16 protein-coding genes are annotated in these 24,350 nt (G+C 65.7%); 11 read left to right on the top strand and 5 right to left on the bottom strand.

What is annotated here, in order from left to right; genetic code table 11:
* Positions 1 to 17: 17 nt before the first annotated feature.
* The gene (locus tag AC1RUR_RS23295) at positions 18 to 1,370 is read right to left on the bottom strand and encodes an O-antigen ligase family protein (RefSeq protein WP_492848245.1); all 1,353 of its coding nucleotides are present in this window, start codon (positions 1,368 to 1,370) and stop codon (positions 18 to 20) included.
* A 277-nt stretch (positions 1,371 to 1,647) separates the two neighbouring features.
* On the opposite strand from AC1RUR_RS23295, the gene AC1RUR_RS23290 reads away from it, so the two are divergent.
* Positions 1,648 to 2,634, top strand: a complete 987-nt coding sequence (locus AC1RUR_RS23290) for a glycosyltransferase (protein WP_492848243.1) — start codon at positions 1,648 to 1,650, stop codon at positions 2,632 to 2,634.
* A 15-nt stretch (positions 2,635 to 2,649) separates the two neighbouring features.
* Here AC1RUR_RS23290 and AC1RUR_RS23285 read toward each other — a convergent pair whose 3' ends face one another.
* On the bottom strand, positions 2,650 to 3,678 hold the full coding sequence (locus AC1RUR_RS23285; protein WP_492848241.1) for a glycosyltransferase family 2 protein: 1,029 nt from the start codon (positions 3,676 to 3,678) through the stop codon (positions 2,650 to 2,652).
* 423 nt (positions 3,679 to 4,101) lie between these two features.
* On the opposite strand from AC1RUR_RS23285, the gene AC1RUR_RS23280 reads away from it, so the two are divergent.
* The 5 genes from AC1RUR_RS23280 to AC1RUR_RS23260 all read left to right on the top strand — a co-directional run bounded on the left by AC1RUR_RS23280 (position 4,102) and on the right by AC1RUR_RS23260 (position 9,937).
* On the top strand, positions 4,102 to 4,902 hold the full coding sequence (locus tag AC1RUR_RS23280; protein WP_492848240.1) for a class I SAM-dependent methyltransferase: 801 nt from the start codon (positions 4,102 to 4,104) through the stop codon (positions 4,900 to 4,902).
* Positions 4,903 to 5,193: 291 nt separating this feature from the next.
* Positions 5,194 to 7,557: an exopolysaccharide transport family protein gene (locus tag AC1RUR_RS23275; RefSeq protein WP_492848238.1), complete on the top strand. Its 2,364-nt coding sequence runs from the start codon at positions 5,194 to 5,196 to the stop codon at positions 7,555 to 7,557.
* Positions 7,550 to 8,353 carry a WecB/TagA/CpsF family glycosyltransferase gene (locus AC1RUR_RS23270; protein WP_492848237.1) on the top strand — a complete coding sequence of 268 codons (804 nt, stop codon included), beginning with the start codon at positions 7,550 to 7,552 and terminating at the stop codon, positions 8,351 to 8,353. Before AC1RUR_RS23275 ends, AC1RUR_RS23270 begins: the two co-directional genes overlap by 8 nt.
* Before the next feature lie 20 nt (positions 8,354 to 8,373).
* Entirely contained in the window at positions 8,374 to 9,366 is a 993-nt protein-coding gene (galE, locus tag AC1RUR_RS23265; protein ID WP_492848235.1) for a UDP-glucose 4-epimerase GalE, read from the top strand.
* Positions 9,367 to 9,595: 229 nt separating this feature from the next.
* Positions 9,596 to 9,937, top strand: coding sequence for a hypothetical protein (locus AC1RUR_RS23260; protein ID WP_492848233.1), 342 nt, complete (start codon positions 9,596 to 9,598; stop codon positions 9,935 to 9,937).
* On the opposite strand, the gene AC1RUR_RS23255 is transcribed toward AC1RUR_RS23260, so the two are convergent.
* Entirely contained in the window at positions 9,911 to 14,020 is a 4,110-nt protein-coding gene (locus AC1RUR_RS23255; protein ID WP_492848231.1) for a bifunctional diguanylate cyclase/phosphodiesterase, read from the bottom strand. The genes AC1RUR_RS23260 and AC1RUR_RS23255 overlap by 27 nt on opposite strands.
* A gap of 291 nt (positions 14,021 to 14,311) precedes the next feature.
* On the opposite strand from AC1RUR_RS23255, the gene AC1RUR_RS23250 reads away from it, so the two are divergent.
* From AC1RUR_RS23250 to AC1RUR_RS23240, 3 genes are read left to right on the top strand one after another with little or no spacing between them, the layout of a single operon-like run.
* Entirely contained in the window at positions 14,312 to 15,364 is a 1,053-nt protein-coding gene (locus tag AC1RUR_RS23250; protein WP_492848229.1) for an Ldh family oxidoreductase, read from the top strand.
* A 19-nt stretch (positions 15,365 to 15,383) separates the two neighbouring features.
* Entirely contained in the window at positions 15,384 to 16,751 is a 1,368-nt protein-coding gene (locus tag AC1RUR_RS23245; protein ID WP_492848227.1) for an LLM class flavin-dependent oxidoreductase, read from the top strand.
* Between the two features lie 15 nt (positions 16,752 to 16,766).
* Positions 16,767 to 17,552 carry a fumarylacetoacetate hydrolase family protein gene (locus AC1RUR_RS23240; protein WP_492848225.1) on the top strand — a complete coding sequence of 262 codons (786 nt, stop codon included), beginning with the start codon at positions 16,767 to 16,769 and terminating at the stop codon, positions 17,550 to 17,552.
* Between the two features lie 146 nt (positions 17,553 to 17,698).
* Here the strand turns inward: AC1RUR_RS23240 and AC1RUR_RS23235 are convergent, their stop codons facing one another.
* A complete protein-coding gene (locus AC1RUR_RS23235) occupies positions 17,699 to 18,154 on the bottom strand; it encodes an Lrp/AsnC family transcriptional regulator (protein ID WP_492848223.1) in 456 nt (151 codons plus the stop codon).
* A 152-nt stretch (positions 18,155 to 18,306) separates the two neighbouring features.
* Between AC1RUR_RS23235 and AC1RUR_RS23230 the strand changes: the two genes are divergently transcribed.
* Positions 18,307 to 21,759 carry an indolepyruvate ferredoxin oxidoreductase family protein gene (locus AC1RUR_RS23230; RefSeq protein WP_492848221.1) on the top strand — a complete coding sequence of 1,151 codons (3,453 nt, stop codon included), beginning with the start codon at positions 18,307 to 18,309 and terminating at the stop codon, positions 21,757 to 21,759.
* Between the two features lie 68 nt (positions 21,760 to 21,827).
* Complete coding sequence (gene iaaH, locus AC1RUR_RS23225) at positions 21,828 to 23,246, top strand: indoleacetamide hydrolase (protein WP_492848219.1); 1,419 nt, start codon at positions 21,828 to 21,830, stop codon at positions 23,244 to 23,246.
* Positions 23,247 to 23,362: 116 nt separating this feature from the next.
* On the opposite strand, the gene AC1RUR_RS23220 is transcribed toward iaaH, so the two are convergent.
* Positions 23,363 to 24,271, bottom strand: coding sequence for a LysR family transcriptional regulator (locus AC1RUR_RS23220; protein ID WP_492848216.1), 909 nt, complete (start codon positions 24,269 to 24,271; stop codon positions 23,363 to 23,365).
* Positions 24,272 to 24,350 lie beyond the last annotated feature (79 nt).

Below are 24,350 nucleotides of genomic sequence, written 5' to 3'. Positions count from 1 at the left end.
ACGGCTGCGACAAGCTGTCAGCGAACGAGTTCCGCTCGTTCGGCGCATTGGAACCTTGCCAGGAAGTGCAGACCTGCAACGGCAAGCGCGAACATGAACCAGATCGGATTCTGCCGTTCGAGCAGGAAGGTCTCGGTGGCCCCGTAATACAGGCCGAACAGCCACACCGTCAGGAACAGTTTCGCCAGCGCGCTACTGCGGTTGCGCGCCTGGGCCGACTGGAAATTGCCGAGCGGGGCGAGCACGAAGACTGGGATCACGAGCATCAGCCCGGGCAGGCCGATGGTGACCGCGAGCTCGAGATAGCTGTTGTGGCTGTGCGCAGCGGACGTCGCCCATTCGGCGCCCTGGGCGGTCTGCCGCGCGGTCACGTCGTCCCAGAAGGCCGCATAGCCGTGACCGATGATCGGCTTGTCGGCGACGGCTGCGATCGCGAACTCCCAGATGTCGGAACGGCCGGTGAAAGTGGGATCGAGGGGAAGCAGCCGCGTCACGGCTGCGAGCCCCGGGCTCAAGACACTGCCGACCGTCAGCAGGTTGATCGCGATCAGCGGCACGAAACAAATGAGCCGCTTCAGCCACAGGCTTCGCGTCACATAGACCAGCGACGCGAGGACATAGATCGCAAGGCACAGCACCGACGACGTCTTGCCGCCGGTGAAGATCAGGAAAATGCCGGCCAGCGCCGCGATCGCCGGTCCCATCACGAATGCGCCGACGGCGGACAGGTAGATGCCGACATAGACCAGGATGGTCATGACGGGCGAAGCGACGTTCTTGTGGCCGAAACTGCCGCGCCAGTCGCCGGCGAGCCGCGGCTCGGTGATGTCGAGTGCGGTGTGGATCGAATATTGCGGTGCCAGGACGACGCCGAGATAGCAGAGCGCGAGCAGCACGAGCGCGGCGGCGCCGAGGCACAAATTGAAGCTGCGCTGCGTCGGCGGCAGCAGCGGCAACAGGACGGCGAGCGACGTCACGCTGACCGCGAGCACGAAACGCTGCATCGAAACGCCGCGGCTCTCGGAGAACACGATGTTGATCAACAGCCAGCCGACGAGGCAGAGATGCAGCGGTGTCACCAGGGTCTTCAGCGCCGGCGCATCCGTGGCCGCGACGAGCAGCGCCGCGACCGCAGCCAGCAGGCCCCAGCAGATGTAGGTCGTCGCCATTCGTCCACCGACGACGGTGGCGACGTCCTCACTGCGCAAGTCGGGAAACGGATCGAGCGTCACCAGCACGAGCAGCAGGGCCGCAACCGCGACGAGGCAGCGCGCCGCCTGCACGGCATTCAGTCCGGCAAGACCACCGCGCAGCACGTGGCCGAACGATCGGGCCTCGACGTCGGTCATGTCAGCGGCGCTGCGATCCATGGCTCAGGGCCGGTCTGGTGAATCCGGGAAGCGACAGGTCTTAGCCCATCCCCGTTAACCATCCGTCAACCAGCATGCCTGATGTGGCGCGCCTCGTGCTGCCGCACCACGCCAACGGCTTAACGCTAATTGACGAAACCCGTGCTGCGCAGGGCTTCCCGGAAACGATTCGGCCGTAATGCGAGTATCATCCGCAGCGGCCGAGATTGCGATCGCTGGCACTTGCCAGCCCGGCAGAAGCGCCCTGGTTAACAGACCGTTAAGAACGAGCCGCAGCTTGATCACCGCCGACGACGTTCTCGATCTACCCGCCGCACCGCGCGCGACGACCGTCGTGCGCCGCCCGCTGCCGATGCCCCCGGTCGCGCCGGTGTCCGTCGTCATTCCCGCCAAGAACGTTGCGGCCTATGTCGGCGAAACCATCGCGAGCGTGCTGGCGCATGACGAGGTCGCCGAGGTGATCGTCGTGGACGACGGCTCGACCGACGACACCGTCGCAATCGTCCGCGCCATTCGTGACCCGCGGCTACGCCTGATGGTCAACGAGTCCGCCGGCGTATCGGCCGCTCGCAATCTCGGCGCGCGACAGGCCGGCGGCGAGTGGCTCCTGTTCCTCGATGCCGACGACCGCCTGCGCCCCGGCGCGGTGGCGGCGCTGCTGGCGGCGGCGCGCAGAGCTCCGCGCGCCGTCCTCGTCTACGGCGACTACAACACGATCGACAGCGAGGGACGGCAGATCGGCCGGCGCGACCTCTTGAAAGGTCGCCGCAAGCCCTCCGGCGACGTGCTGACGCGCCTTGCGGCCGGCAACTTCATCGTCAACGGCGGCATCGCGCTCACACGTGCGGAGGCCTTCCGCGCGATAGGCGGCTTCGACACCGCCCTCAGATATTGCGAGGACTGGCACTGCTGGTGCCGCCTCGCCGCGATCGGCGAGTTCGAGTTCGCACCGAAGCTTCTGCTCGACTATCGCCTGCACACCGCCAACACCATGAACGCCGCAGTGCGGACGCCGCAGGACTTCTTCCCGGCGATCACGCGCATCTTCGATGACGGGCTGATCCTGGCGAGACTGCCCGAGGGCACGGCAGCCGGGCTGCGGCAGGCGGCCGAGATTCATCTCGTCACCTATTCTGCGATGCAGGCGGTCCGCTTCGGCAGATATCGCGAAGCCTTCACCTATCTCGGAATGATCGGAGCGCGGTCGCCAAAATCGCTGCCGCGCGCCGCGGTCAGGGTCGCCCTCGCCTGCTTCGGCATCTAGTCCGCCGCCATGCCGTCACGACGCGATCTTCGAGGCCTGATAGGGCTTGGGATCGAAGCCGAAGGCCGCGAGCGCAGAACCGAGCGCCACCATCACGGGATGCATCGCGACAACGGCCTTCGACGTCGTCAGCAGACGGGCAGCGCGTAGCAGAGACAGCGGCAGCCGCCCGAGCATCTGCGCAAACACCCGCGCCCGCGCCGCAACGCCCCGCGCGGCCTTGTACTGCACACGATAATTGATCGCGCCGATGCGCAGGCCGCGCTTTGCGATCCAGCCGAGACTGGTGCGGTTTTGCGGCACGGTTTCGGTGATGACCGCCTCCGCCGTCCAATGGAAGATCATGCCCGCATCGCGGCAGCGCACGAAGAAGTCGCAGTCGCCGCCGCCGAGAAAATTGAAGCGCAGATCGAAGGCCGGGCTGCCGAGCCGCTCGAACGCCGCACGCGTGATCAGACAATTGCCGCAACCATAGATCAGCGGCACCGCGCCGCTGTAGTCGTAGGCGGGGCAGAAGGCGGGATGACGCGAAAGCCAGGGCTGGCTGTCGTCGTCGAAGTCAGGCAGCACCGGCCCGCCGACCACATCGGCACCGGTCGCCTCCGCGGTGCGAACCATCAGCTCGAGCCAGTCGGGCGAGGCGATCTCGTCGTCGTCGATCATCAGGAAGCGGGTCGCGGCGGGAAACAGCACCTGCGCGGTCTCGAACGCGGCGTTGATCGCCTGGCAGTTGCCCTGCCGCTGCTCGACGAGGCAGATGCCCTGGAGTCGGCCGTCGGCCAGATACTCCGCTGCGACCGGCGCGCTCTCGCGCCCTGCCGCGTCATTCTCGACCATGACGACGGCGAAGGAACGCGGGGTGCGCTGGCTCGCGAGCGAATCCAGCGTCAGCCGCAGATGCTGCGGACGGCGGAAGCACGGGATGCAGACGACGATGCCGACCGACAGGTCGATGACGCGGGAGCTCGCCGCGATCTCGCGGTTGGGATCGCGCACGGCATCCGAGAGCCGGCTGGCGGACAGGTCTGTCGGGATCAGCGTCATGGCGTTCTAGATGCCCGAGATATGTTGAAAAAGCCCTTTAACTGAAGACGGCCTTGCGCCGGCCGCATGCGTCGGCGCAGTCCCGCGACGGCACAGTACGGCGGGACAGATGCGTGCCAAAGTGGACGGAAGGATCGAGGCGCGAAACGGCACCGCCTCGTGGATCCCGCGGCAATGCGGACGTGCCACCATGTGCTTAACCGCTTTCACGTGTTTTCCCTGCAAATCCATCCGCGCATGGTACTGCAATTCGCAGTCCATCGTCCGCCGCCGGCGCGATAGGGACAATGCCGTAGTTAACGCCCATGCGCATTAACCCGACCGTAAGCACCGCGACCGGTGAGGTGGCACGGCATCAGATTTGCTCTTCGGGCATGCGAGATTTTTCCTGTAAATTTGAGTCGAACAAGCGCGGTCAAAAACATGAACAAGCCAGCCACGATTGATTTCGCGACAGCCACGGCAATCCAAATCCCCGCGGCCAGCGCACAGGCCCAGGCACTGCATGATCTGGTGCCCGGCGAAGCCCGCGACAGCCTGCTCGCCGTCCACGACGTATTGCGGCGCGATCTGCCGCAGGGCCGGCTCGCCATCTATGAAGCCGGCGGCGGCTCGTGCAGCGTTCTGCCGCCTGAATTGCTGAGCCGCAGCAAGGTCACCGTCGTCGACATCGACGAGGACCAGGTGCGCAACAACACCTACGCCGACGAAGCCATCCTCGGCGACGTGCAGACCTACGCCTTCGGGCGCGAAACCTTCGATCTCGTGATCTGCTACAACGTGATCGAGCATCTGCCCAATGTCGACGCCGCACTCCTGAATTTTCGTGACGCACTCAAGCGCGGCGGGATGATCCTGATCGGCGCGCCCAATCCGCGCTCGCTGTCCGGCGTCGTCACCAAATACTCTCCGCACTGGTTCCACGTCTGGTTCTACCGGCACGTCCGCGGCATCAAGGATGCCGGCCTGCCCGGCGAGCCGCCGTTCCCGACTTTCTTCCATCCGCTGGTGACGCTGCCGCGGCTCGAAACGTTCGCGGCCGCTAATGGCCTCGAGATGGTCTACCGCCGTGAGGTCGAGAGTCCACGCTATCCGGAGATGCGCCGGCGCAAGCCGCTGTTCGCGGCCCTCGTCGACGCCGGCGCCGCCGTGCTGAACGCCGTGCTGCCGCGCGGCACCGACGTTCGCCGCGGCGATTATCACGTCATCCTCCGGAAAAGCTGACGCTCATGGTGCGCGCGCACCCCATCGCAGGACGGGCGGAGCCTCGCGGCCACGCGGCGCGCGGTAACGAACCGTTAATCTCCGACCCCCTGCGACATCGCGAATGTCACAGTGACGCGTCGAGCAGCGGCGTGCACTTAAACGTTTTGTTTGCCATTTCGGTGAATAGTCCCTCAATGCGTATGGTTAATTTTCCCTGTTGCGTTGATTGGGCACCTATATCCTGGGTGCGTGACAAGAAGCGAAGAGTAACCCCTCAGCCCGCGGCAGTTGGAATGGAAGCTGGGGATCATGCTTGACTACAACCAGCCAATCGATCGAGCCAGACCCGAGGCCCCGCAGCAGAAGCCAGAAGCCGGCTTCAACGTGCTGGAGCTGGTCAGCCTGCTGTGGCGGCGTAAGATCGCGATTGCGGCCGCAGCCCTGCTCGGCGCGACGCTTGCGGTCACGGTCGGCAAGAGCCTGACGCCCCGCTACACCGCCACCGCCCAGCTCTATGTCGACCCGCGCGAACTCCAGCTCGTCGATCGCGAACTCACGCCGCGCGCCCAGGACGTCTCCGGCATGTCCATGGTGGTGGAGAGCCAGGCGCGCCTGATCACCTCCAACAGCGTGCTGCTCCAGGTGATCCAGCAGGCCGGTCTCGACAAGGATCCCGAATTCGGCGACGGCGGCGACGCCAAAAGCCTGATGTCGTCGTTGCTCGGCCTGATCGGCCTTCAGCCCCGCGCCCCCTCCGCCGCGGAGACGAAGGAAGTACAGCTTGCGGCGCTCGAGGCGCTGAACCGGCACATCACCATCCGCAAGACCGAGAAGAGCTTCATCGTCGACATCGAGGTCTGGTCGACCGATCCGGCGAAGGCCGCGATGCTCGCCAACACGCTGACCGGCGCCTACCTCGCGGAATCCCGCAACTCGCAGGCTTCGGCCGCACGGCGTGCCACCAGCGACCTGTCCGGCCGGCTCAAGGAGCTGCGCGAGCGGCTGCGCAACGCCGAGACCGCGCTTGCGACCTACAAGGCCCAGAACAATTTCGTCGGCACCCAGGACGCGCTGATCAGCGACCAGCAGCTCTCCGCCAGCAACCAGCGGCTCTCCGCGGCCCGCGCGGCGACGATGGACGCGCAGGCACGGCTCGACCAGATCGAGGCGAGCCGCCGTACGGCTGCCGATGCGGGCGCGATCCCCGAAGCACTGCAATCGCCGACCATCGCGAACCTGCGCGCCCAATATGCCGACGCGCGCAAGAAATATGCGGAGCAGACCGGCGAGCTCGGCCCGCGCCATCCGGCGCTGCGCCAGACCGAGAAGCAGGTCGAGGACCTCAAGCGCACCATCAGCGAAGAGATCGAACGCTTCGCCCAGTCCGCCAAGAACGATCTGACGCGCGCCCGCGACTTCGAAGCCTCGCTCAACCGCGCGTTGGAAGCGCAGAAGCGGCAGAGCGTCCAGCTCAGCCAGGCCGCCGTACGCCTGCGCGAGCTCGAGCGCGAGGCCGACGCCAGCCGCGACGTCTATCAGTCCTTCCTCAAGCGCTCACGCGAAACCGAGGAGCAGGAGACGCTCAACACCTCGGCGGCCCGCGTCATCGGCGAAGCCACGGTGCCGCAGCGGCGCTCGTTCCCGCCTGCCATGAGCCTGTTCGCCATGATCGGCTTCATCTTCGGCGCACTCGCGGCTTCGAGCTGGTTCGTCGCAGCCGAGCTCCTGTTCGCCGGCGCGCCCACGCCGGCCCGCCGCGAACGCACGCCGGCGCCGCAAGCCCGCCGTGTCCCGGAGACGATTCGGGCTTCGGAGATGGTCCGGCCCCAGCAGGCATCGCGAACCCCGGAAATCGCGCAGGCTCCGCCGGAGCTTGCCGCACCGCCGCTGCAGCCCTCGATGGCCGAAAAGCCCCTGATCGAAAAGCCACTGATCGCGCGCCTCCAGGAGGCCGACGTCATTCACACGCTGGGTGCCATTCTCGCCACCGGCGGCGGCGTCGATTTGACACGGCTGGGCTGGCCGACGCTACGCCCCGGCTTCCCCCTGACGACGCTGCTCAATGCCTGGCGCGACATGCGCGCCGCAGTCGCCCGGCGTGCCGGCGGCAAGGCGATGCCGGTGATTGCGCTCATTGGTGCCAGCGAGACCACCGGGCGCAGCGTAACCGCGCTGAACTTCGCGCTCGCAGCGGCGCGCGACGGTGCCCGCGTGCTGATGATCGATGCCGACCATCAGGCACATGCGCTCTCGACCAAGGTCAACCGTCCCGGCAAGAGCGAGCCGAGCGCGCTTGGCTGGCTCTCGATCGGCAGCAAGGCCGCACGCGAGATCAAGACGGTCAACGGCATCTCGGTGCTGCCGGCCGTCGAAGGCGACGCCGGCAAGGCGACCGAAGCCATCCGCAAGGCGATTTCGCAGGCGCGCGCCGCCGGCGGCTATGATCTCGTGATCCTCGACGGCCCCGCGATGCCGCTCCCGGCCGGCAGCCGCAAGCTGCTCGACGAGGCCGACACGCTGGTGGCGGTGCTTCCGACCGGCCTCGACATCAACGACAGCCTGGAAGAGATCCTGAACACACTCGGCCGCGCCGAGCGCAAGCTCGTCGGCGTCGTGCTCGACGAGCTCGCCCCCGCAACCCAAGCGCGCCAGCGAGGCAGACAATATGCTTGAGCGCCGCGTCAATCTGGACGGCCGGGCCGCAACTGCCGAGGTGCCGCGGATCACCGTCGGCGGCCTTCGCATGGCCGCGCTCGACCTGGAAGCGACCGCCGACTTCATGATCGAGGCCACCGATCCGCGCCATCGCATCGGCCGTCCGCTCTACCTGACCTCGGCCAATGGCGAAGTGCTGGCGCGCTGCTCGACGGAGCCGCAGACCGAACGCCTGTTCCGCGCCGCAGACCTGATCAATGCCGACGGCCAGCCGCTGGTGGCCGCCTCGAAGCTGCAATCCTGGTTTCCGCTGCCCGAGCGCGTCGCGACCACGGACCTGTTCCACGTCGTCGCGCGCAAGGCCGAAGCGGTCGGCCGCACCTTCTACATGTTCGGCGCCAGCGAAGAAGAAAATGCCGCGGCGGTCGCGAACGTCCAGAGGATGTATCCGAACCTGAAGATCGTCGGGCACAGCCACGGCTATCTGCGCGGCGAGGCCCTGCGCGCGAAAGTCGAGGAGATCAACGCGCTCGCACCCGATTACCTGTGGGTGGCGCTCGGCGTGCCCAACGAGCAGGCATTCGTGGAGGAATACACGCCGCTGATGACCAATGTTGGCGTTATCAAGACGTCGGGCGGGTTGTTCAACTTTTTGTCGGGCAGCCGGTCCCGCGCGCCGCAATGGATGCAGAAGATCGGGCTCGAATGGGCCTGGCGCACCCTGCTCGAGCCACGCCGCCTGTTCTGGCGCTATTTGACCACCAACCCCCGCGCGCTCTATCTTCTCTTCAGCCGCAACCGGCCCCTCCGCTAAGAAGAAGAGCAGAAGACGACATGACCGACCGACCGACTGTCCTCGTCACCGGAGGCGCGGGCTATATTGGCTCGCATGCCTGCCGCGCCCTGACCGCCGCCGGCTATCAGCCCGTCGTTTATGACAATCTCTCGACAGGTCACCGCAGCTTCGTTGCCGGTCCCCTGGTGACCGGCGACCTTCTCGACGGCGCAGCGCTGGCGCGCGCCTTCGCCGATCACAAGGTCTCGGCGGTGATGCATTTCGCGGCGGCGAGCCTCGTCGGCGAATCCATGACCGACCCGCAGAAGTACTACATCAACAACGTCCAGGGCACGCTGTCGCTGCTCCAGGCGATGCGCAACGCCGGTTGCCATCGCATCGTGTTCTCCTCGACCGGCGCCGTCTACGGCAATGCCGATTCCAAGGAGCTGCCGGAGGACTTCCCCTGCGCGCCGATCAATCCCTACGGCGCGTCGAAATGGATGATCGAGCGCATGCTCGCCGACTATCGCACAGCCTATGGCTTCGGCGCGTTCTGCCTGCGCTATTTCAACGCCAGCGGCGCCGATCCGGCCGGCGGCATCGGCGAGCTGCGCGACAACGAGACCCATCTCATTCCGCGCGCCATGATGGCGCTGCAGGGCCATGTCGACTTCGCGGTGTTCGGCGATGACTACGACACGCCGGACGGCACCGCGATCCGCGACTACATCCATGTCACCGACCTCGCCGCCGCGCATGTCGCCGCACTGAAGCTGTTGGAACAGGGACATGCCGGCGGCAGCTTCAATCTCGGCACCGGCTCCGGCTTCTCGGTCCGCGAGATCCTTAACGCCATCAGGCAGGAGACCGGGCGCGAGGTGCCGCACACCGTCAAGCCGCGCCGCGCCGGCGATCCCACCTATCTGGTCGCCGACCCTTCCGCCGCGCGAAACGTTCTCAACTTTGTGCCGCGTCATTCCGACCTGCCGACGGTCATCCGCACCGCCTGGGCCTGGCACCAGACGGCCCATCCGCTCAAGTCGCGTTAAGCAACCGTAACACCCGTACCTTGCCTGCCATGCCTCCAAACGGCTAAAGTGGCCGTTCGCCGCCGCCGTTGGCGCATCGCCCACGGCCGCTTTTTTGGCATTGCCGACGACGATGTCGGCATGCATGGCCCGGCCACTTTGGCGCGAGCCGTCTTTCCGAGTGCCAAGGCCACGATCAAATCCGTGCATCGGCCTGTCGTCGGGCACGGATTCCGGGAGTATCGACCGCATGCATCAGGCTGCACGCCTGGAATTCGAGCGCGTGATGGATGAGTTCGTTCGCTGGCATGTCGTGCCCGCGGACGAGCGCTCGCCTGCGCCTGCCTGGTGGTGGGGTCCCGCCATGGCAGTGGTCGACGACCAGGAGCCGATGAGCGGCGCGTGGTGCGCCGAGCTCGGCCTCAACCAGGGCACGAGCTTCGCCGACGGCGCGCGCACGATTTTGGCGCTGTTCGTCGAGCAGACCTCGCTGACGGAACCACAGGATTTTCCGAGCAAGGCCGAAGGCACGGATCACGAGGTCCGCGAACTGCACCCGCAGCCGTCAGACGACAGCGCGTTTCAGCCGTGACATGGCGCCTTCGTCCGCTGCCTGCTCCGGCTGGAGCGGCGGGGCGACCGGCAGGACCATGGGCCGCAGCAGCTCGGCCATCTGCCGCGCCGGCAGCGGCTTCGAGATCAGGAAGCCCTGCATCTCGTCGCAGCCATGGCTGCGCAGGAACGCTTCCTGCTCGACGTTCTCGACGCCTTCGGCGACGACGGTCATGCCGAGCGCCTTGCCCATGCTGATGATCGCCTGCGCGATCGCCTGGTCCTCCGAATCCTGCGGCAGGTCGCGCACGAAGGAGCGGTCGATCTTGATGGTGTCGATCGGGAAGTGCTTCATCAGCGACATCGACGAATAGCCAGTGCCGAAATCGTCGATGGCAAGGCGGATGCCGCGGCTCTGGATGGCGTCGAGCACCTTGAGCGCGCGCCCGACATTGCGCATCATCATGCTCTCGGTGACTTCGAGCTGGAGCAACACCGGCGACATGCCGGAGGCCGCCAGCGCCTCGTCGACGTCCTGCAGCAGATGTTCGTCGGCGAACTGCCGCGGCGACAGGTTCACCGCCATCGACAGCGGCAAGAGGCCGCGGTGCTGCCAGGCCATCGCCTGCGCGCAGGCCTCGTTCAGCACCCAGCGGCCGATCGGCACGATCAGCCCGGTTTCCTCCGCAAGCGGAATGAACTGTGCCGGCGAGACGTTGCCGAGATCGGGATGCGCCCAGCGCAGCAGCGCTTCCACACCGGTGATCTGGCCGGTCGCCATGTCCACCTTGGGCTGGTAGTTCAGCGAAAACTGCTCGCGCTCCAGCGCCCGGCGCAGTGCGCTCTCGAGCGACAGCCGCTCGATCGACTGCGTCTTCACTTCCTTGGAGAAGAAGCGGTAGCCGTTCTTGCCGTCCTCCTTGGCGAGATACATCGCCATGTCGGCGTTCTTGGTCAGTGTCTGCACGTCGGAGCCGTTGGCCGGATACATCGCGATGCCGATCGAGGCCGTGGTGTGGCACTCGTGGCCGGCGAGCTCCATGGGTTCGGCCAGCGCCGCGAGCAATCCGGTCGCGATGCGCTGAACGTCGTCGATCTCGCCGCACTGGTCGAGGATCACCACGAACTCGTCGCCGCCGAGACGCGCCACCACGTCGCTGACCCGCAGCGCGCCGCGCAGCCGCCTCGCCACTTCGAGCAGGAGCAGATCGCCGGCCTCGTGGCCCAGCGAATCGTTGATGACCTTGAAGCGGTCGAGATCGATGAACAGAACCGCAAAGCTGTGATCGTGGCGCTGTGCGGTGTCGATCGCCTCGCGCAGCAGCCCGTTGAAGGTCTCGCGGTTCGGCAGGTCGGTCAGGCTATCGTGCGAGGCGAGGTACTCGATCCGCTCGTCGGCCTGGTTCTTCTCGTCGGCGCGATCGAAATTCTCCATCGCAAAGGAGACGTTGTCGGCAAGACGCTGCAACAGCTCGACGAACTCGGACGTGAAGGTGCCCGGTTCGGTCGACATGTAGATCATGACGCCGACGGCCTGATCGTGCGCGATGAGCGGAAACGCCGCGCCCGACCGTGCGCCATCGGCGCGGACGACGGGATGGAAGACGCGAACGCGATCGTCGTTGAGATAATCGTTGCTGATGCAGGGTTGGCGCGTGCGGAATGCGGTGCCGCTCATTCCGCGCCCCTCGGGACGCTCGGGGTCGATCGAGAGGCGGACGTTGCGCGTGGTGTCGGCGGACGGCCCGGCCGCGGCCACGATCTCGAGCCGATCGCTGTCGGCCCTGGCCAGCGCGATCGTCGTCGAGGTGAATTTGGCGCCGTTCGATGCCGCGAGGCAGACGAGATCGAACAGCTCGGCGCGCGATTTCGCCCGCATGATCGCCTCGTTGGTGGCGCTCAGCGCCGCGAACATGCGCGTCAGGCGCTCCTTCTGCGCCTCGGTGCGGGCCTTTTCCTCGGCGCGATCGAAATTGTCGAGCGCGAACGAGACGTTCTCGGCAAGCCGCCCCAGGAGCTGGATCAGGTCCGGCGTGAACGTGCCTTCGTCAGCGGAGAGGAACAGCAACACGCCGACCGCCTTGCTGCCGTTGCTGAGCAGCGGGAAGCAGGCTCCCGATTTCGTGCCCTGGATACGCGCGATCTGGTGCCAATGCGCCGTGCGGATGTCGGTGAGAAGCTCGTTGGTGACACAAGGGGTGCGCGTGCGGAACGCGGTGCCGGTCAGCCCCCGTCCTTCCGGATCGTCCGCCGAGGTCGAGAACCGCCATTGCTTGACCTGATAGCAGCTGTCGCCCTTGGTCATGGCGATGTCGAGGTAATGTCCGGTTTCGTCCACCAGCGCGATGGTCGCGGAAGAGAACGTGCCGCCGAGCACCGCCGCCTCGCAGACCACTTCGAACAATTCGGCCCGGGCCTTGACCCGCATGATCGCTTCGTTGGTCGCGCTCAGCGCCTCGAGCATGCCGCGGAGACGGTTGCGCTGCATTTCGGCCTTGGCCTTCTCGTCGGCGCGGTCGAAATTCTCCAGCGCGAAGGCGACATTGGCCTGGAGCTTGCGCAGCAGCTCGACGAATTCGGGCGTGAAGGTGCCGCGCTCCGGCGAATTGAACAGGAACACGCCCTCGACCTGGTCGCCATTCAAGAGCGGCAACGCCGCCGAGGATGCGATGTTGTTGCGGCGGGCGCTGGCGTGCCACGGTGCGATGCGGTCGTCGGCGAACACGTCATTGCTGACCGCGGGCTGGCGCGTGCGGAACGCGGTGCCGGTCAGGCCACGCCCCTCGGGCACCCGGTCGGATGTGGAAAACTTGAAGGTGCGGACCTGATCGGCGTTCGGACCATAGCAGGCGACCACGCGCAGCAGCTCGGCATGATGGTCGACGAGCGCAACGGTGACCGAGGTGAACTTGGCGCCCTTCGCCGTCGCCTCGCAGACGAGGTCGAACAGTTCCGATCGCGACCGCGCGCGCAGGATCGCCTCGTTGGTGGCGCTGAGCGCCGCATACATGCGCGCCAGGCGCTCTTCTTCCGCCGCAATCCTGGCCTTGTCGGCCTCGCGGCCGAAATTCTCGATCGCGAACGAGACGTTCTCCGCCATGCGCAGCAGCAGCGCGACGACTTCCTCGTCTTTGGCCCATGACCTGCTGACGAAGGACAAGAGCACGCCGACGCTCTCGCCGTGCTTGATCAGCGGCGCGACCACGCAGGCGGCGACGCCGGTGTTGACGTTGGCCTGCTCCCACGGCGTTCCACGGGTGCGGCTGGCGAGATCGTCCTCGACGATGGCCTTCTGCGTCCGGAACACCTCGCCGGAGACGCCCTTGCCGTAGGGATTTTCCGGGTCGATCGAGTAGCGCGCCTGGGTGACCAGCTCCAGGTTCTGTCCGGTGGAAGCGACCGGCTTCATCCAATGCGAATCCGGCTCGCGGAGCAGGACGATGGTCGCCAGCGACTTGCCACCATGCACGGAGGCGTCGCACACGAGCTGGTAGAGCTCCTGCTCGGTCTTGGCGCGGAGAATGGCTTCGTTGGTGGCGCTGATGGCGCCGAACATGCGGTTGAGCCGCCGCGTCGCTCGCTCGCCGGTCTGCCGCGCGGTCTCGCGCGCGAAATTGTCCAGGGCATAGGAGATGTTCGCCGACATGCGCTCGAACAGCGACACCATCTGCTCGTTCAGCGAGCCGGCTTCGCTCCGGGTCACGTACAGCACGCCGACGCTCTTGCCGTTGCAGAGCAGCGGCAGCGCCGCGGCCGCGCCGATATGGGCCTTGGCGGCGCCCTCGCGCCACGCCTGCGAGCGCGGATCGTTCAGATAGTCGTTGCTGACGCACAGCTTCTGATCGCGAAAGGCCTCGCCACCGACGCCGGCTCCTTCCGGGGTGCCGGCCTCCGTGGTGATCTCGATCGAGCGCAGCCGCGGGATATCGTCGCCGCAGCCGGCCGCAAAGCGCAGCCGCCGGCCGTCCGGTCCCACCAGGAACACGGCCACGGCCAAAAAGTCCCCGCTCGAAAACCCGGCGTCGCAGACCTTCTGGTACAGCTCGTCCGGCGATTTCGCGTAGAGAATCGCTTCGTTGATGGCGCTCAACGCCGCAAAGGTGCGCGCGAGTGTCGTCGGCACGATCTCAACTCCCGGGCATTTCTGCCTAATTCTCCCGGGTACGTTATGAACGGCCATCGCCTAAGTGGTCGTTATTGCGCGCCGCAAACCGTCGATCACAGTGAACGAGCTGCGAACGACCCACGCCAAACTGTCGAAATACCGCTGCCCGGGACAAATCTTCGACCAAAGGCGCGTTCTCTTTACGAATTTGCAGCCCTGTATTGGTTTACGGGACGTTGATATCGGTCCTGCGCTTTGAGACGATGGCACCCAACAACGCCCACCAAGGGCGAGACCGGGGGAAACGCCATGCCGATCGTCAGGGCCGACCGCCTCACGCGCATCAGCGCCGCGCTGCTCCAGGCGGCCGGAGCTTCCCCGGACGAGGCCGACGCGGTGGCCACCGGCTGCGTCAACGCCAATCTCGCCGGCCACGATTCCCACGGCGTGATCGCGATTCCCACCTATATCGACCGCATCAAGGCCGGGCACATCGTTCCCGGCGCACCATGGACCATCGTCCAGGAATCGCCGACCACGACCGTGATCGACGGCCATTGGGGTTTCGGTTTTCACGTCAACGCCAAGGCGATGGCGCTGACGGTCGAAAAGGCGAAGACGGCGAACCTCGCCGCCTGCACCGTGTTCCGGCAGAGCCATGTCGGCCGCCTCGCCGCCTATCCCCTGATGGCGATACGTGAAGGCATGATCGGGATTGCCACGGCGGACTCCGGCCGTTCGCCGAAGCATGTGGCACCGTTCGGCGGCAAGGAGGCGCGGCTCGGCACCAACCCGATCTCGATCGCGGTGCCGTCCGATCTTAAGGCGCCGTTCTATCTGGACATGGCGACCTCGGCGGTCGCCGCCGGCAAGATCCAGCTCGCTGTGGCCCGCGGCGAGGAGATTCCGACGGGATGGATCATCGACGCCGAAGGGCGCCACACCACCGATCCCACGCAATATCGCAAGGGCGGCGCGCTGCTGCCGCTCGGCGGCACCGAGGGCTACAAGGGGAGCGGTCTCGCCGCCATGGTCGAGGTGCTGTGCGGCCTGCTCACCGGTTTGGGATTCGGCGTCGAGCCGACCGGGCGACACAACGACGGCTGCTTCATGGCGGTGTTCAACGTCGCCGCATTCCGCCCGCTGAAGGAGTTCAAGCGTGAGGTCGCCGAATTCGCCCACTATCTGAAATCGACCCCGCCGTCCGAGGGCAGCCAAGGCGTCTACTATCCCGGCGAGATCGAGGGCCTGCGCGAGCAGCAGCGGCTTCGCGACGGCATCGCGGTCGAGGATGCCACCTGGGAAAAGCTGCGCACGCTGGCGCGGGAATACCGGCTCGACACAGTGCTCGATCTGGCCTGACGGACTCTTGGAGAACAGCATGACGCGGCAGATGGTACTGGTCGGCTTCCTGCAGGCACAGAACTGCACGAACTTGCCAAGCTCCTGGCGGCATCCGGACTCGCGCGACGATTCGATGTCAGCGGATTACTATCAGGAGATCGGCAGAATCCTCGAAGCCGGCAAATTCCACATGGCGTTCTTCGACGATCGCCTGGCGATGCCGGACCGCTACGGCAACGACCATGCCCACACCGTCGAATACGGCATCCGCTGCGTGAAGATGGATCCGCTGATCGTGCTGACCACGATGGGCATGGTCACCGACAAGCTCGGGCTAGGGGCGACCTGCTCGACCACCTATTACGAGCCGTTCGATGTCGCGCGGCGCTTCGCGACGCTCGATCTGATGTCGGGCGGGCGCGCGGGCTGGAACGTCGTCACCTCGCTCAATGACGGCGAGGCGCTCAACATGGGCCGCGACTCCCATCCCGAACATGATTCCCGCTACGACCGCGCCGACGAATTCATGGAGGTCGTGCTCGGCCATTGGGACACCTGGGAGGACGGCGCGCTGATCATGGACAAGAGGAGCGGCCGCTTTGCCGACCCGGCCAAGGTGAAGCGGCTCGATCACAAGGGAGCGGCCTTCAAGTCGCGCGGGCCGTTCACCGTGCCGCGCTCGCAGCAGGGCCATCCCGTGATCATCCAGGCCGGCGCATCGGGCCGCGGCCAGCGCTTTGCCGGGCGATGGGGCGAGGTGATCTTCACCGCCGCACGCAACCTCGCCGCGGCCAAGGAGGGCTATGCGGCCGTGCGCAACGAAGCCGCCAAGGCCGGCCGGGATCCCGACCAGATGTTCCTGTGCAATCTGACGACGCCGGTCTGCGCCGCGACCAGGGCTGAGGCCGAAGACAAGATGGCGCTGATCAACAAGCTGCCGCTCCAGATCGACGCGTTGTCGCTGCTCGCCGAAGCGCTCAATTACGACTTTGCGTCGAAGGATCTCGACGAGCCGCTGACGACGGACGAACTGAAGAGCATGCAGGGCATTTTGGGCATCCGCGACGGCGTCCTGAAGAATTCGGGCAAGAGCAATCCGAGCGCGCGCGATTTCGTCACCTTCTCCGGCCGCGGCCAGGTGCAGGACGCGATGGTCGGCGGCCCCAAGGAGATCGCGGACAAATTCGAAGAGATGTTCGTCGAGCGCGGTTGCGACGGCTTCGTCATCGCGGCCACCTACGTCCCCGGATCCTACGCCGATTTCGTGCGCCACATCGTGCCGGAATTGCAGCGCCGCGGCTTGTTCCAGAAGGACTATCGCGGCAAGACGCTGCGGGAAAATCTCGGGCTGGCGCGACCGGCCGCCGGCGCCTGGAAGGCGCAGCCGCGCGATGCTGCGGAATAACAACGAGGACACCACATGCGCTGGCTGAAATTCACCGCCGCAGACAAGACCTCCTGGGGGATCGTCGAGGCCGACCAGGTGATCGCGGTCGACGGCGATCCGCTCAGTGAATGGCAACGGACCTCGCGCACGCATCCGCTTGGCGGCGTCAAGATCGAGCTGCCGCTGATCCCGCGCACGTTCTATTGCGTCGGCCTGAACTATCTGAAGCACCTGAAGGAGGCCGCCGACAAGCGCGGCGAGGTGCCGGCCGTCCCCGATAGACCCGAGATCGGCTATCGCGCGCAGAACGCGCTGATCGCACATGACGAGGACGTCATGATCCCCTCCTTCGCGACGGACAAGATCCACTACGAGGGCGAGCTCGTCGTCATCATCGGCAAGAAGGTGAAGCACCTCACCACACAGAACGCGATGAATTGCGTGTTCGGCTACACCATCGGCAACGACGTCAGCGAGCGCAGCTGGCAGAAGGCGGATCGCAGCCTGTGGCGCTCGAAGAACGCCGACACCTTCAAGCCGATGGGCCCGTGGATCGAGACCGAGGCCGATCTCGATCAGATGGAAACGATCGTCCGGGTCAACGGCAAGGAGACCAACCGCTTCCACACCAACGACATGATCTTTGGTGTCGTGCCGTTCCTGGTCGAGCTGACCAAGTATTTTACGCTATGGCCCGGCGACGTGATCTGGATGGGCACCGACGGTGCCTCGCCCGATATCAAGCACGGCGACGTCGTGGAGATCGACATCACCGGCATCGGCACGTTGCGCAACAGGTTCGTGCGGGAGCAGCGGTAGACAAAGGTGCCGTAAGGTGGGCAAAGGCGCTCTTGCGCCGTGCCCACCATCTCTCCACGATTTCGCTGGAGATGGTGGGCACGCTTCGCTTTGCCCACTCTACGGCACTTCGCCGGGACGACGACGAAGAATCCCTGCAGACCTCCTCAAAACGGCAGCGCCACGCTCGTCTTGATTTCCTTCAGCACCACGTTGCTGCGGACGTAGCGGATGCCGGGAATGCGGAACATGAACTCATCGAGGAATCTGTTGTAGGCCGCCATGTCCTGCACGACGACGCGCAAATGGTAATCGGCGTCGCCCGTGGTCGCAAAGCACTCCAGCACCTCGCGCCGCGTCGTCACTCGCGCGACGAACTCGTCGACGAACTTGGTGTCGTGCCGTTCCAGCGAGACGTGGAGGATGGCGGACATCGCAAAGCCCGCCTGCTCGCGCGCGACCAGCGCGGCATAGCCCCGGATAACGCCGCTCTCCTCCAGCGCACGCACCCGGCGCCAGCAGGCCGAGGTCGACATGCCGACCTCGTCGGCGAGCTGCTGGTTGGTGGCGCGGCCATCCTTCTGGAGATGGGCGAGAATCCGCGTGTCCTGCTCTTCAATCATGGAAACCCCTCAATTGGAGGAGATCTATCAAATTCGGACCGCAATTGCAAAATTCTACCGAATTGGCGCCATATACGGGATAAATAGGTAAGACCTACCAACCGCGCGGGCATAACCTTCCATTATTCGGCAGGATGCCGCGCGAGGCCGCCATGGACGCCATTTCGTCGCTCGATGCTTACGAGCTGTCCGACCGCTACGACCGCGAGGAGGGCCGCGTCTTCCTCACGGGCACGCAGGCCATTGTCCGCATCGCGCTAGACCAGGCGAAGCGCGACCGTGCGCGCGGCCTCAACACGGCCGGCTTCATCTCCGGCTATCGCGGCTCGCCGCTCGGCGGCGTCGATCTCGAGCTTTGGCGCATCCAGGAGCGGCTCAAGCGAGACCGCATCGAATTCCTCCCGGCGGTGAACGAGGACCTCGCGGCGACAGCGGTGCTCGGCTCGCAACAGGTCGAGACGCAAGCCGACCGCGAGGTCGATGGCGTGTTCGGCCTCTGGTACGGCAAAGGCCCCGGCGTCGATCGCTCCGGCGATGCGCTCAAGCATGGCAATGCCTACGGCTCCTCGCCGCATGGCGGCGTGCTGGTGGTCGCGGGCGACGACCATGGCTGCGTGTCCTCCTCGATGCCGCACCAGTCCGATGTCGCCTTCATGAGCTGGTTCATGCCGACGCTGCATCCGGCCGATGTCGGCGAATATCTGGCGTTCGGCGAATATGGCTACGCGCTGAGCCGCTTCTCCGGCATGTGGGTCGGCTTCAAGGCGATCTCGGAGATCGTCGAGTCGGGCGCCTCCGTCGCATTGCGCCCGCCGCGCCTTTTCCGCACGCCCGACTTCACGCCTCCATCCGGCGGCCTGCACTACCGCTGGCCGGATCTTCCGGGTCCGCAGATCGAGGAGCGGCTGGAGGCGAAGAAGCACGCGGTCTACGCCTTCGCAAAGGCCAATCCGATCGACCGCCACATCTATGACATTCCGGACGCCACCTACGGCATCGTCACCACGGGCAAGGCGCATCTCGATTTGATGGAAGCGCTGCGGCTGATGGGCCTCGACGAAGCCGCTTGCCGCAGCATCGGCATCGACGTCTACAAGGTCGGCATGGTCTGGCCGCTGGCGCTGCATGACGCCATGGACTTCGTGAAGGGCAAGCGCGAGATCCTCGTGGTCGAGGAGAAGCGCGGCATCATCGAGAGCCAATTCAAGGAATATTTCTACGATTATCCCGGCGCCAAGCCCGAACGCATGGTCGGCAAGCACGACGAGCGAGGGGCACGGCTGATTTCCTGGATCGGCGAATTGTCGCCGCGTGCGCTGGCGGCCGTGCTCGCACGCCGGCTCGATCCAATGTTTCCGGGTCTCAATCTCGCCGCACGCGCAGCCACCTTGATGCCTGAAGCCGCGCGCACGATCAACGTGAGCGGCGCGACGCGCACGCCCTATTTCTGCTCAGGCTGCCCACACAACACGTCGACAAAGGTACCTGAGGGATCGAAGGCGCTGGCCGGCATCGGCTGCCACTTCATGGCGAGCTGGATGGACCGCGAGACCTCGTCGCTGATCCAGATGGGCGGCGAGGGCGTGAACTGGGCGGCATCGTCGAAGTTCACCGGCAACAAGCACATCTTCCAGAATCTCGGCGAAGGTACCTATTATCACTCCGGCTCGATGGCGATCCGGCAGGCGATCGCTGCAAAAGCCAACATCACCTACAAGATCCTGTTCAACGATGCCGTCGCGATGACCGGCGGCCAGCCGGTCGACGGTCCCGTCAGCGTCCATGCCATCGCACACAGCGTCCGGGCCGAAGGTGTGGCGCGTATCGCGCTGGTGTCGGACGATCCCGCGCAGTTTTCGCCGGCGGACCTGCCCATCGGCGTGACCATCCATCCGCGCGAGGAGATGGACACCGTGCAGCGCGAGCTGCGCGAGGTCTCCGGCGTCTCCGTCCTGATCTACCAGCAGACCTGCGCCACCGAGAAGCGACGCCGCCGCAAGCGCGGACAGATGGCCGACCCGAAACGCTTTGCCTATATCAACGACCTCGTCTGCGAAGGCTGTGGCGACTGCTCGGTCGAATCCAACTGCCTCAGCGTCGAGCCGAAGGAGACGCCGTTCGGCCGCAAGCGCCAGATCAATTTGTCGTCCTGCAACAAGGATTTTTCCTGCCTCAACGGTTTCTGCCCGAGCTTCGTCACCGTCGAGGGTGCGACGCGCCGGAAGAAGAGCGCGAGCCGGATCGATGCAAGCGGCCGCGCCGCCACGCTGCAGCTGCCCGCCCCTGTAGCGCTCGACCGACCCTACGATCTGCTCGTCACCGGCGTCGGCGGCACCGGCGTGATCACCGTCGGCGCACTGATCGGCATGGCCGCGCATCTCGAACGACGCGGCGTCTCGGTGCTGGACTTTACCGGGTTTGCGCAGAAGTTCGGGCCGGTGCTGAGCTATATCCGCCTCGCCGCTTCGCCCGAAGCGCTGCACCAGGTGCGCATCGACCAGGGCGCGGCCGATGCGCTGATCGGCTGCGACCTCGTCGTCAGCTCCTCGCCAAAGGCATCCGGCACCTATCGCCGCGGCACCCGCGCTGCCGTCAACACCGCGGAGATGCCGACCGGCGACGTCGTCCGCTTTCGCGACGCCGACCTTGCCTCGCCCGCCCGCCTGCGCGCCATCCGTCACGTGATCGGCGACGGCAATCTCGACACGATCAACGCCAACGCGCTGGCCGAACGGCTGCTGGGCGATGCCGTCTATGCCAACATCATCATGCTCGGCTTTGCCTGGCAGCACGGACTGATCCCCGTCTCGCTGCAAGCGCTGTTGCGCGCGATCGAGCTTAACGGCGTCACGGTCGAACGCAACAAGCAGGCCTTTGCCTGGGGCCGGATCGCCGCGGCCGATCCGGACTTTTTGCCGAAGACGGACGATACGCCTAAAGCCGAGACGCTCGACCAGCTCATCGCCCGCCGCGCCGATTTCCTCGCCGCCTATCAGAACGAAGCCTACGCGGCACGCTACCGGACGATCGTCGCAAGAGTCCGCAGTGCCGAAGCCAAGTTGGACAGCGAGGCGATGACCGAGGCCGTCGCGCGCGCGCTGTTCAAGCTGATGGCCTACAAGGACGAGTATGAGGTGGCGCGGCTGCACATGCAGAGCGGATTCCGCGACGAGCTGAAGCGCGAGTTCGAGGATGGCTTCAGCATCCAGTACCATCTAGCCCCGCCCCTCCTGCCGTCCGAACGCGACGCACGCGGTCGTCCGCGCAAGCGCGCTTTCGGCCAGTGGATCCAGATGCCGCTCACCATGCTCGCGCGGTTGAAGGGCTTGCGCGGGACGCCGCTCGATCCGTTCGGTTACACCGCCGAGCGGCGCGCAGAACGGGAGCTGATCACCTGGTATGAGGGTGTGATCGAGCGGATACTCCGCGAACTCGATGCGGCGCGCCTGCCCGATTTCGTGGCAATCGCCAAGGCTCCGATGGAGATCCGTGGCTACGGCCCTGTCAAGGACGTCGCGATCGCCAAGGTGAAGCCGCAGGTCGAACGGCTTCTCGCCGATGTGATCGCAGCATCGCCGGCAAAGTTGCGCGCTCGGTTGACGTGATGCGCGCGAGGCTTCAGCCTCTGGACCTGAGGGGCCCCTTATGGGCGCCTGCAATCGGGTGACGCATCATGGATTTCGACCAGTTGACCCTGACCCAGGCCGCGGCCGAACTTCGGGCGGGGAAGGTCACGAGCACTGTGCTCACGACCGAAGCTCTTGCCCGCGCCAAAGCCAACACGGATCTCAACGCCTTCGTCACCCTGGACGAGGCCGGCGCGCTGAAGGCCGCGGCCGCATTTGACGCGAAGAGCGACAAGACAAAACCGCTCGGCGGCGTGCCCATCGTGATCAAGGACAATATCGAGGTGGCGGGACTGCCCTGTAGCGCCGGCACACCGGCGCTGAAGGATTATGTTCCGAAGGCCGACGCGCCTGTCGTCGCGAAGCTGCGCGCCGCCGGTGCCGTCATCATCGGCAAGACCAGCATGCACGAGCTCGCCTTCGGCATCTCCGGCTACAACACCGCATTCAAGACCGGCGCCGAGTACGGCATACGCAACGCCTATGATCGCGCGCTGATCGCGGGCGGCTCCTCGTCAGGGACGGGCGCCGCGCTCGGGGCGCGGATCGTCGCGGGCGGGCTTGGTACGGACACAGGCGGATCGGTCCGGGTGCCGGCTGCGCTGAACGGATGCGCCTCGCTGCGCCCGACCGTCGGCCGCTACCCGCAAACGGGCATCGCGCCGATCTCGCACACCCGCGACACCGCAGGGCCGATGGCCGCGACGATCGCCGATGTCGCATTGCTCGACCGTGTCATCACGGATGACGACGAGGTTACGCCGGCTGATTTGAAGCAGGTGCGGATCGGCATCGTGAGGTCGATGCTGACCAATCTCGACGCCGACACGGAGGTCGCCTTCCACGCGGCCGTCGCGACGATGAAGGCGCAGGGTATCACGATCGTCGAGATCGAGATGCCGCAACTGCCTGAAATCAACGGCCAGGTCGGCTTTCCCGTCGCGCTGTACGAAGCCTATGACGACATGGTCGCCTATCTCGCACACACCGGCACCGGCCTCACCATCGAGGCGCTGGCAAAGGAGATCGCCAGCCCCGACGTGAAGGGCACTTATGATGGCCTCGTCATCCCGCGCAAACTGCCCGGCCCCGACAACTCACTCTTCGACGCCAAGCCGATCTATGACGCCGCGATCAAGACCGCGCGGCCGGCGCTTCAGGCGCTTTACAGCAAGACTTTCGCCGACAACCGGCTCGACGCCATCGCCTTCCCGACCACGCCGCGCGTCGCCATTGCCTCCAATCCGGAGTCCAGCAGCCTGGACAATTTCGGCCTGTTCATCCAGAACACCGATCCCGGCAGCAATGCCGGCATTCCCGGCATCCAGATCCCGATCGCGCTTGGTGCTGCGAGCAAGCTTCCGATCGGACTGGAGCTCGACGGCCCTGCAGGCAGCGATCGCCGGTTGCTTGCGATCGGCATGGCGCTCGATGCCGTATTTGGAAGATTACCGCCGCCGCGCTGACGCTCTCGTAGGGTGGCAAAGGCGCCCTTGCGCCGTGCCCACCGTGTATCTGCATCCGCGATGCTGATTGGTGGGCACGCCTCGCTTTGCCCACTCTACGGCACCGCCGGTTGGCTTCACGCGTACGGATTGATCAGCTTCTGCTGCTCGGCGCTGTGCTGCACCAGCATGTCGATAAAGGTCCTGACCTTCGCCGACAGATGATGCCGGTGCGGATAGACCGCGTTCATCGACATCTCCACCGGCCGATATTCGGGGAGAAGACGCACCAGCCGGCCGGCATCGAGATCGTCGCCGACCAGGAAGCCGGCCGCCAGACTGATGCCCGCGCCCTGCAGCGCGGCCTCGCGGAGGGCTTCGCCGCTGTTGGTGATGAGATTGCCTGATACCCGCACCGAGGCCGGCGTGCCCTTGCGATCGAAGAAACGCCACTCGTCGAAGGGATAGTTGATGTGGCGCACGCAATTGTGCCCGGCGAGATCCTCGAGCCTCTGCACGCGGCCATGCGCCTCGATATAGGCGTGCGAGCAGCACAGCACATGCCGCCAGGTCGCGAGACTCCGTACGATCAGGCTCGAGTCGGGCGGCGCGATCATGCGCAGCGCGAGATCAAAGCCCTCCTCGATCAGGTCGACATTGGTCTCGCCCATGCGCAAATCGACCTTTACTTCCGGATAGGTCGCGAGGAATTCGGCCATCACCGGGGCCACGAACGGAACCATATGGGTGGCGGTGTGGATGCGCAGCGTCCCGCGCGGCGTCGATTGCAGCGCGCCGGCGATATCGTCGGCCTGTTCGATATCGGCCAGGATCTGGACACAGCGGTCATAATAGGCCTTGCCGATTTCGGTCAGGTTGACCTTGCGCGTGGTGCGCTGAAGCAGCCTCACGCCGAGCCGGTCTTCCAGCGCCTGAACATGATTGCTCACCATGGTGGTCGACATGTTGAGCTTGCGGGCTGCTGCAGAGAAACCGCCGGTCTCGACCACCCGGCTGAAGACTTCGAGGCTGGTCAATCGGTCCATGCTGCCTGATTATCCGCTCTTGATCGATAATCCCAAGGAATTTGCTCGGATTGTCTATCAGATCGACGCGCGGGCGGCA

This window comes from Bradyrhizobium sp. GW821-FHT12B03, from assembly GCF_058807535.1.
The sequence above is the reverse complement of the archived record's forward strand: the minus strand, read 5'-3'. Positions and strand labels throughout refer to the sequence as shown.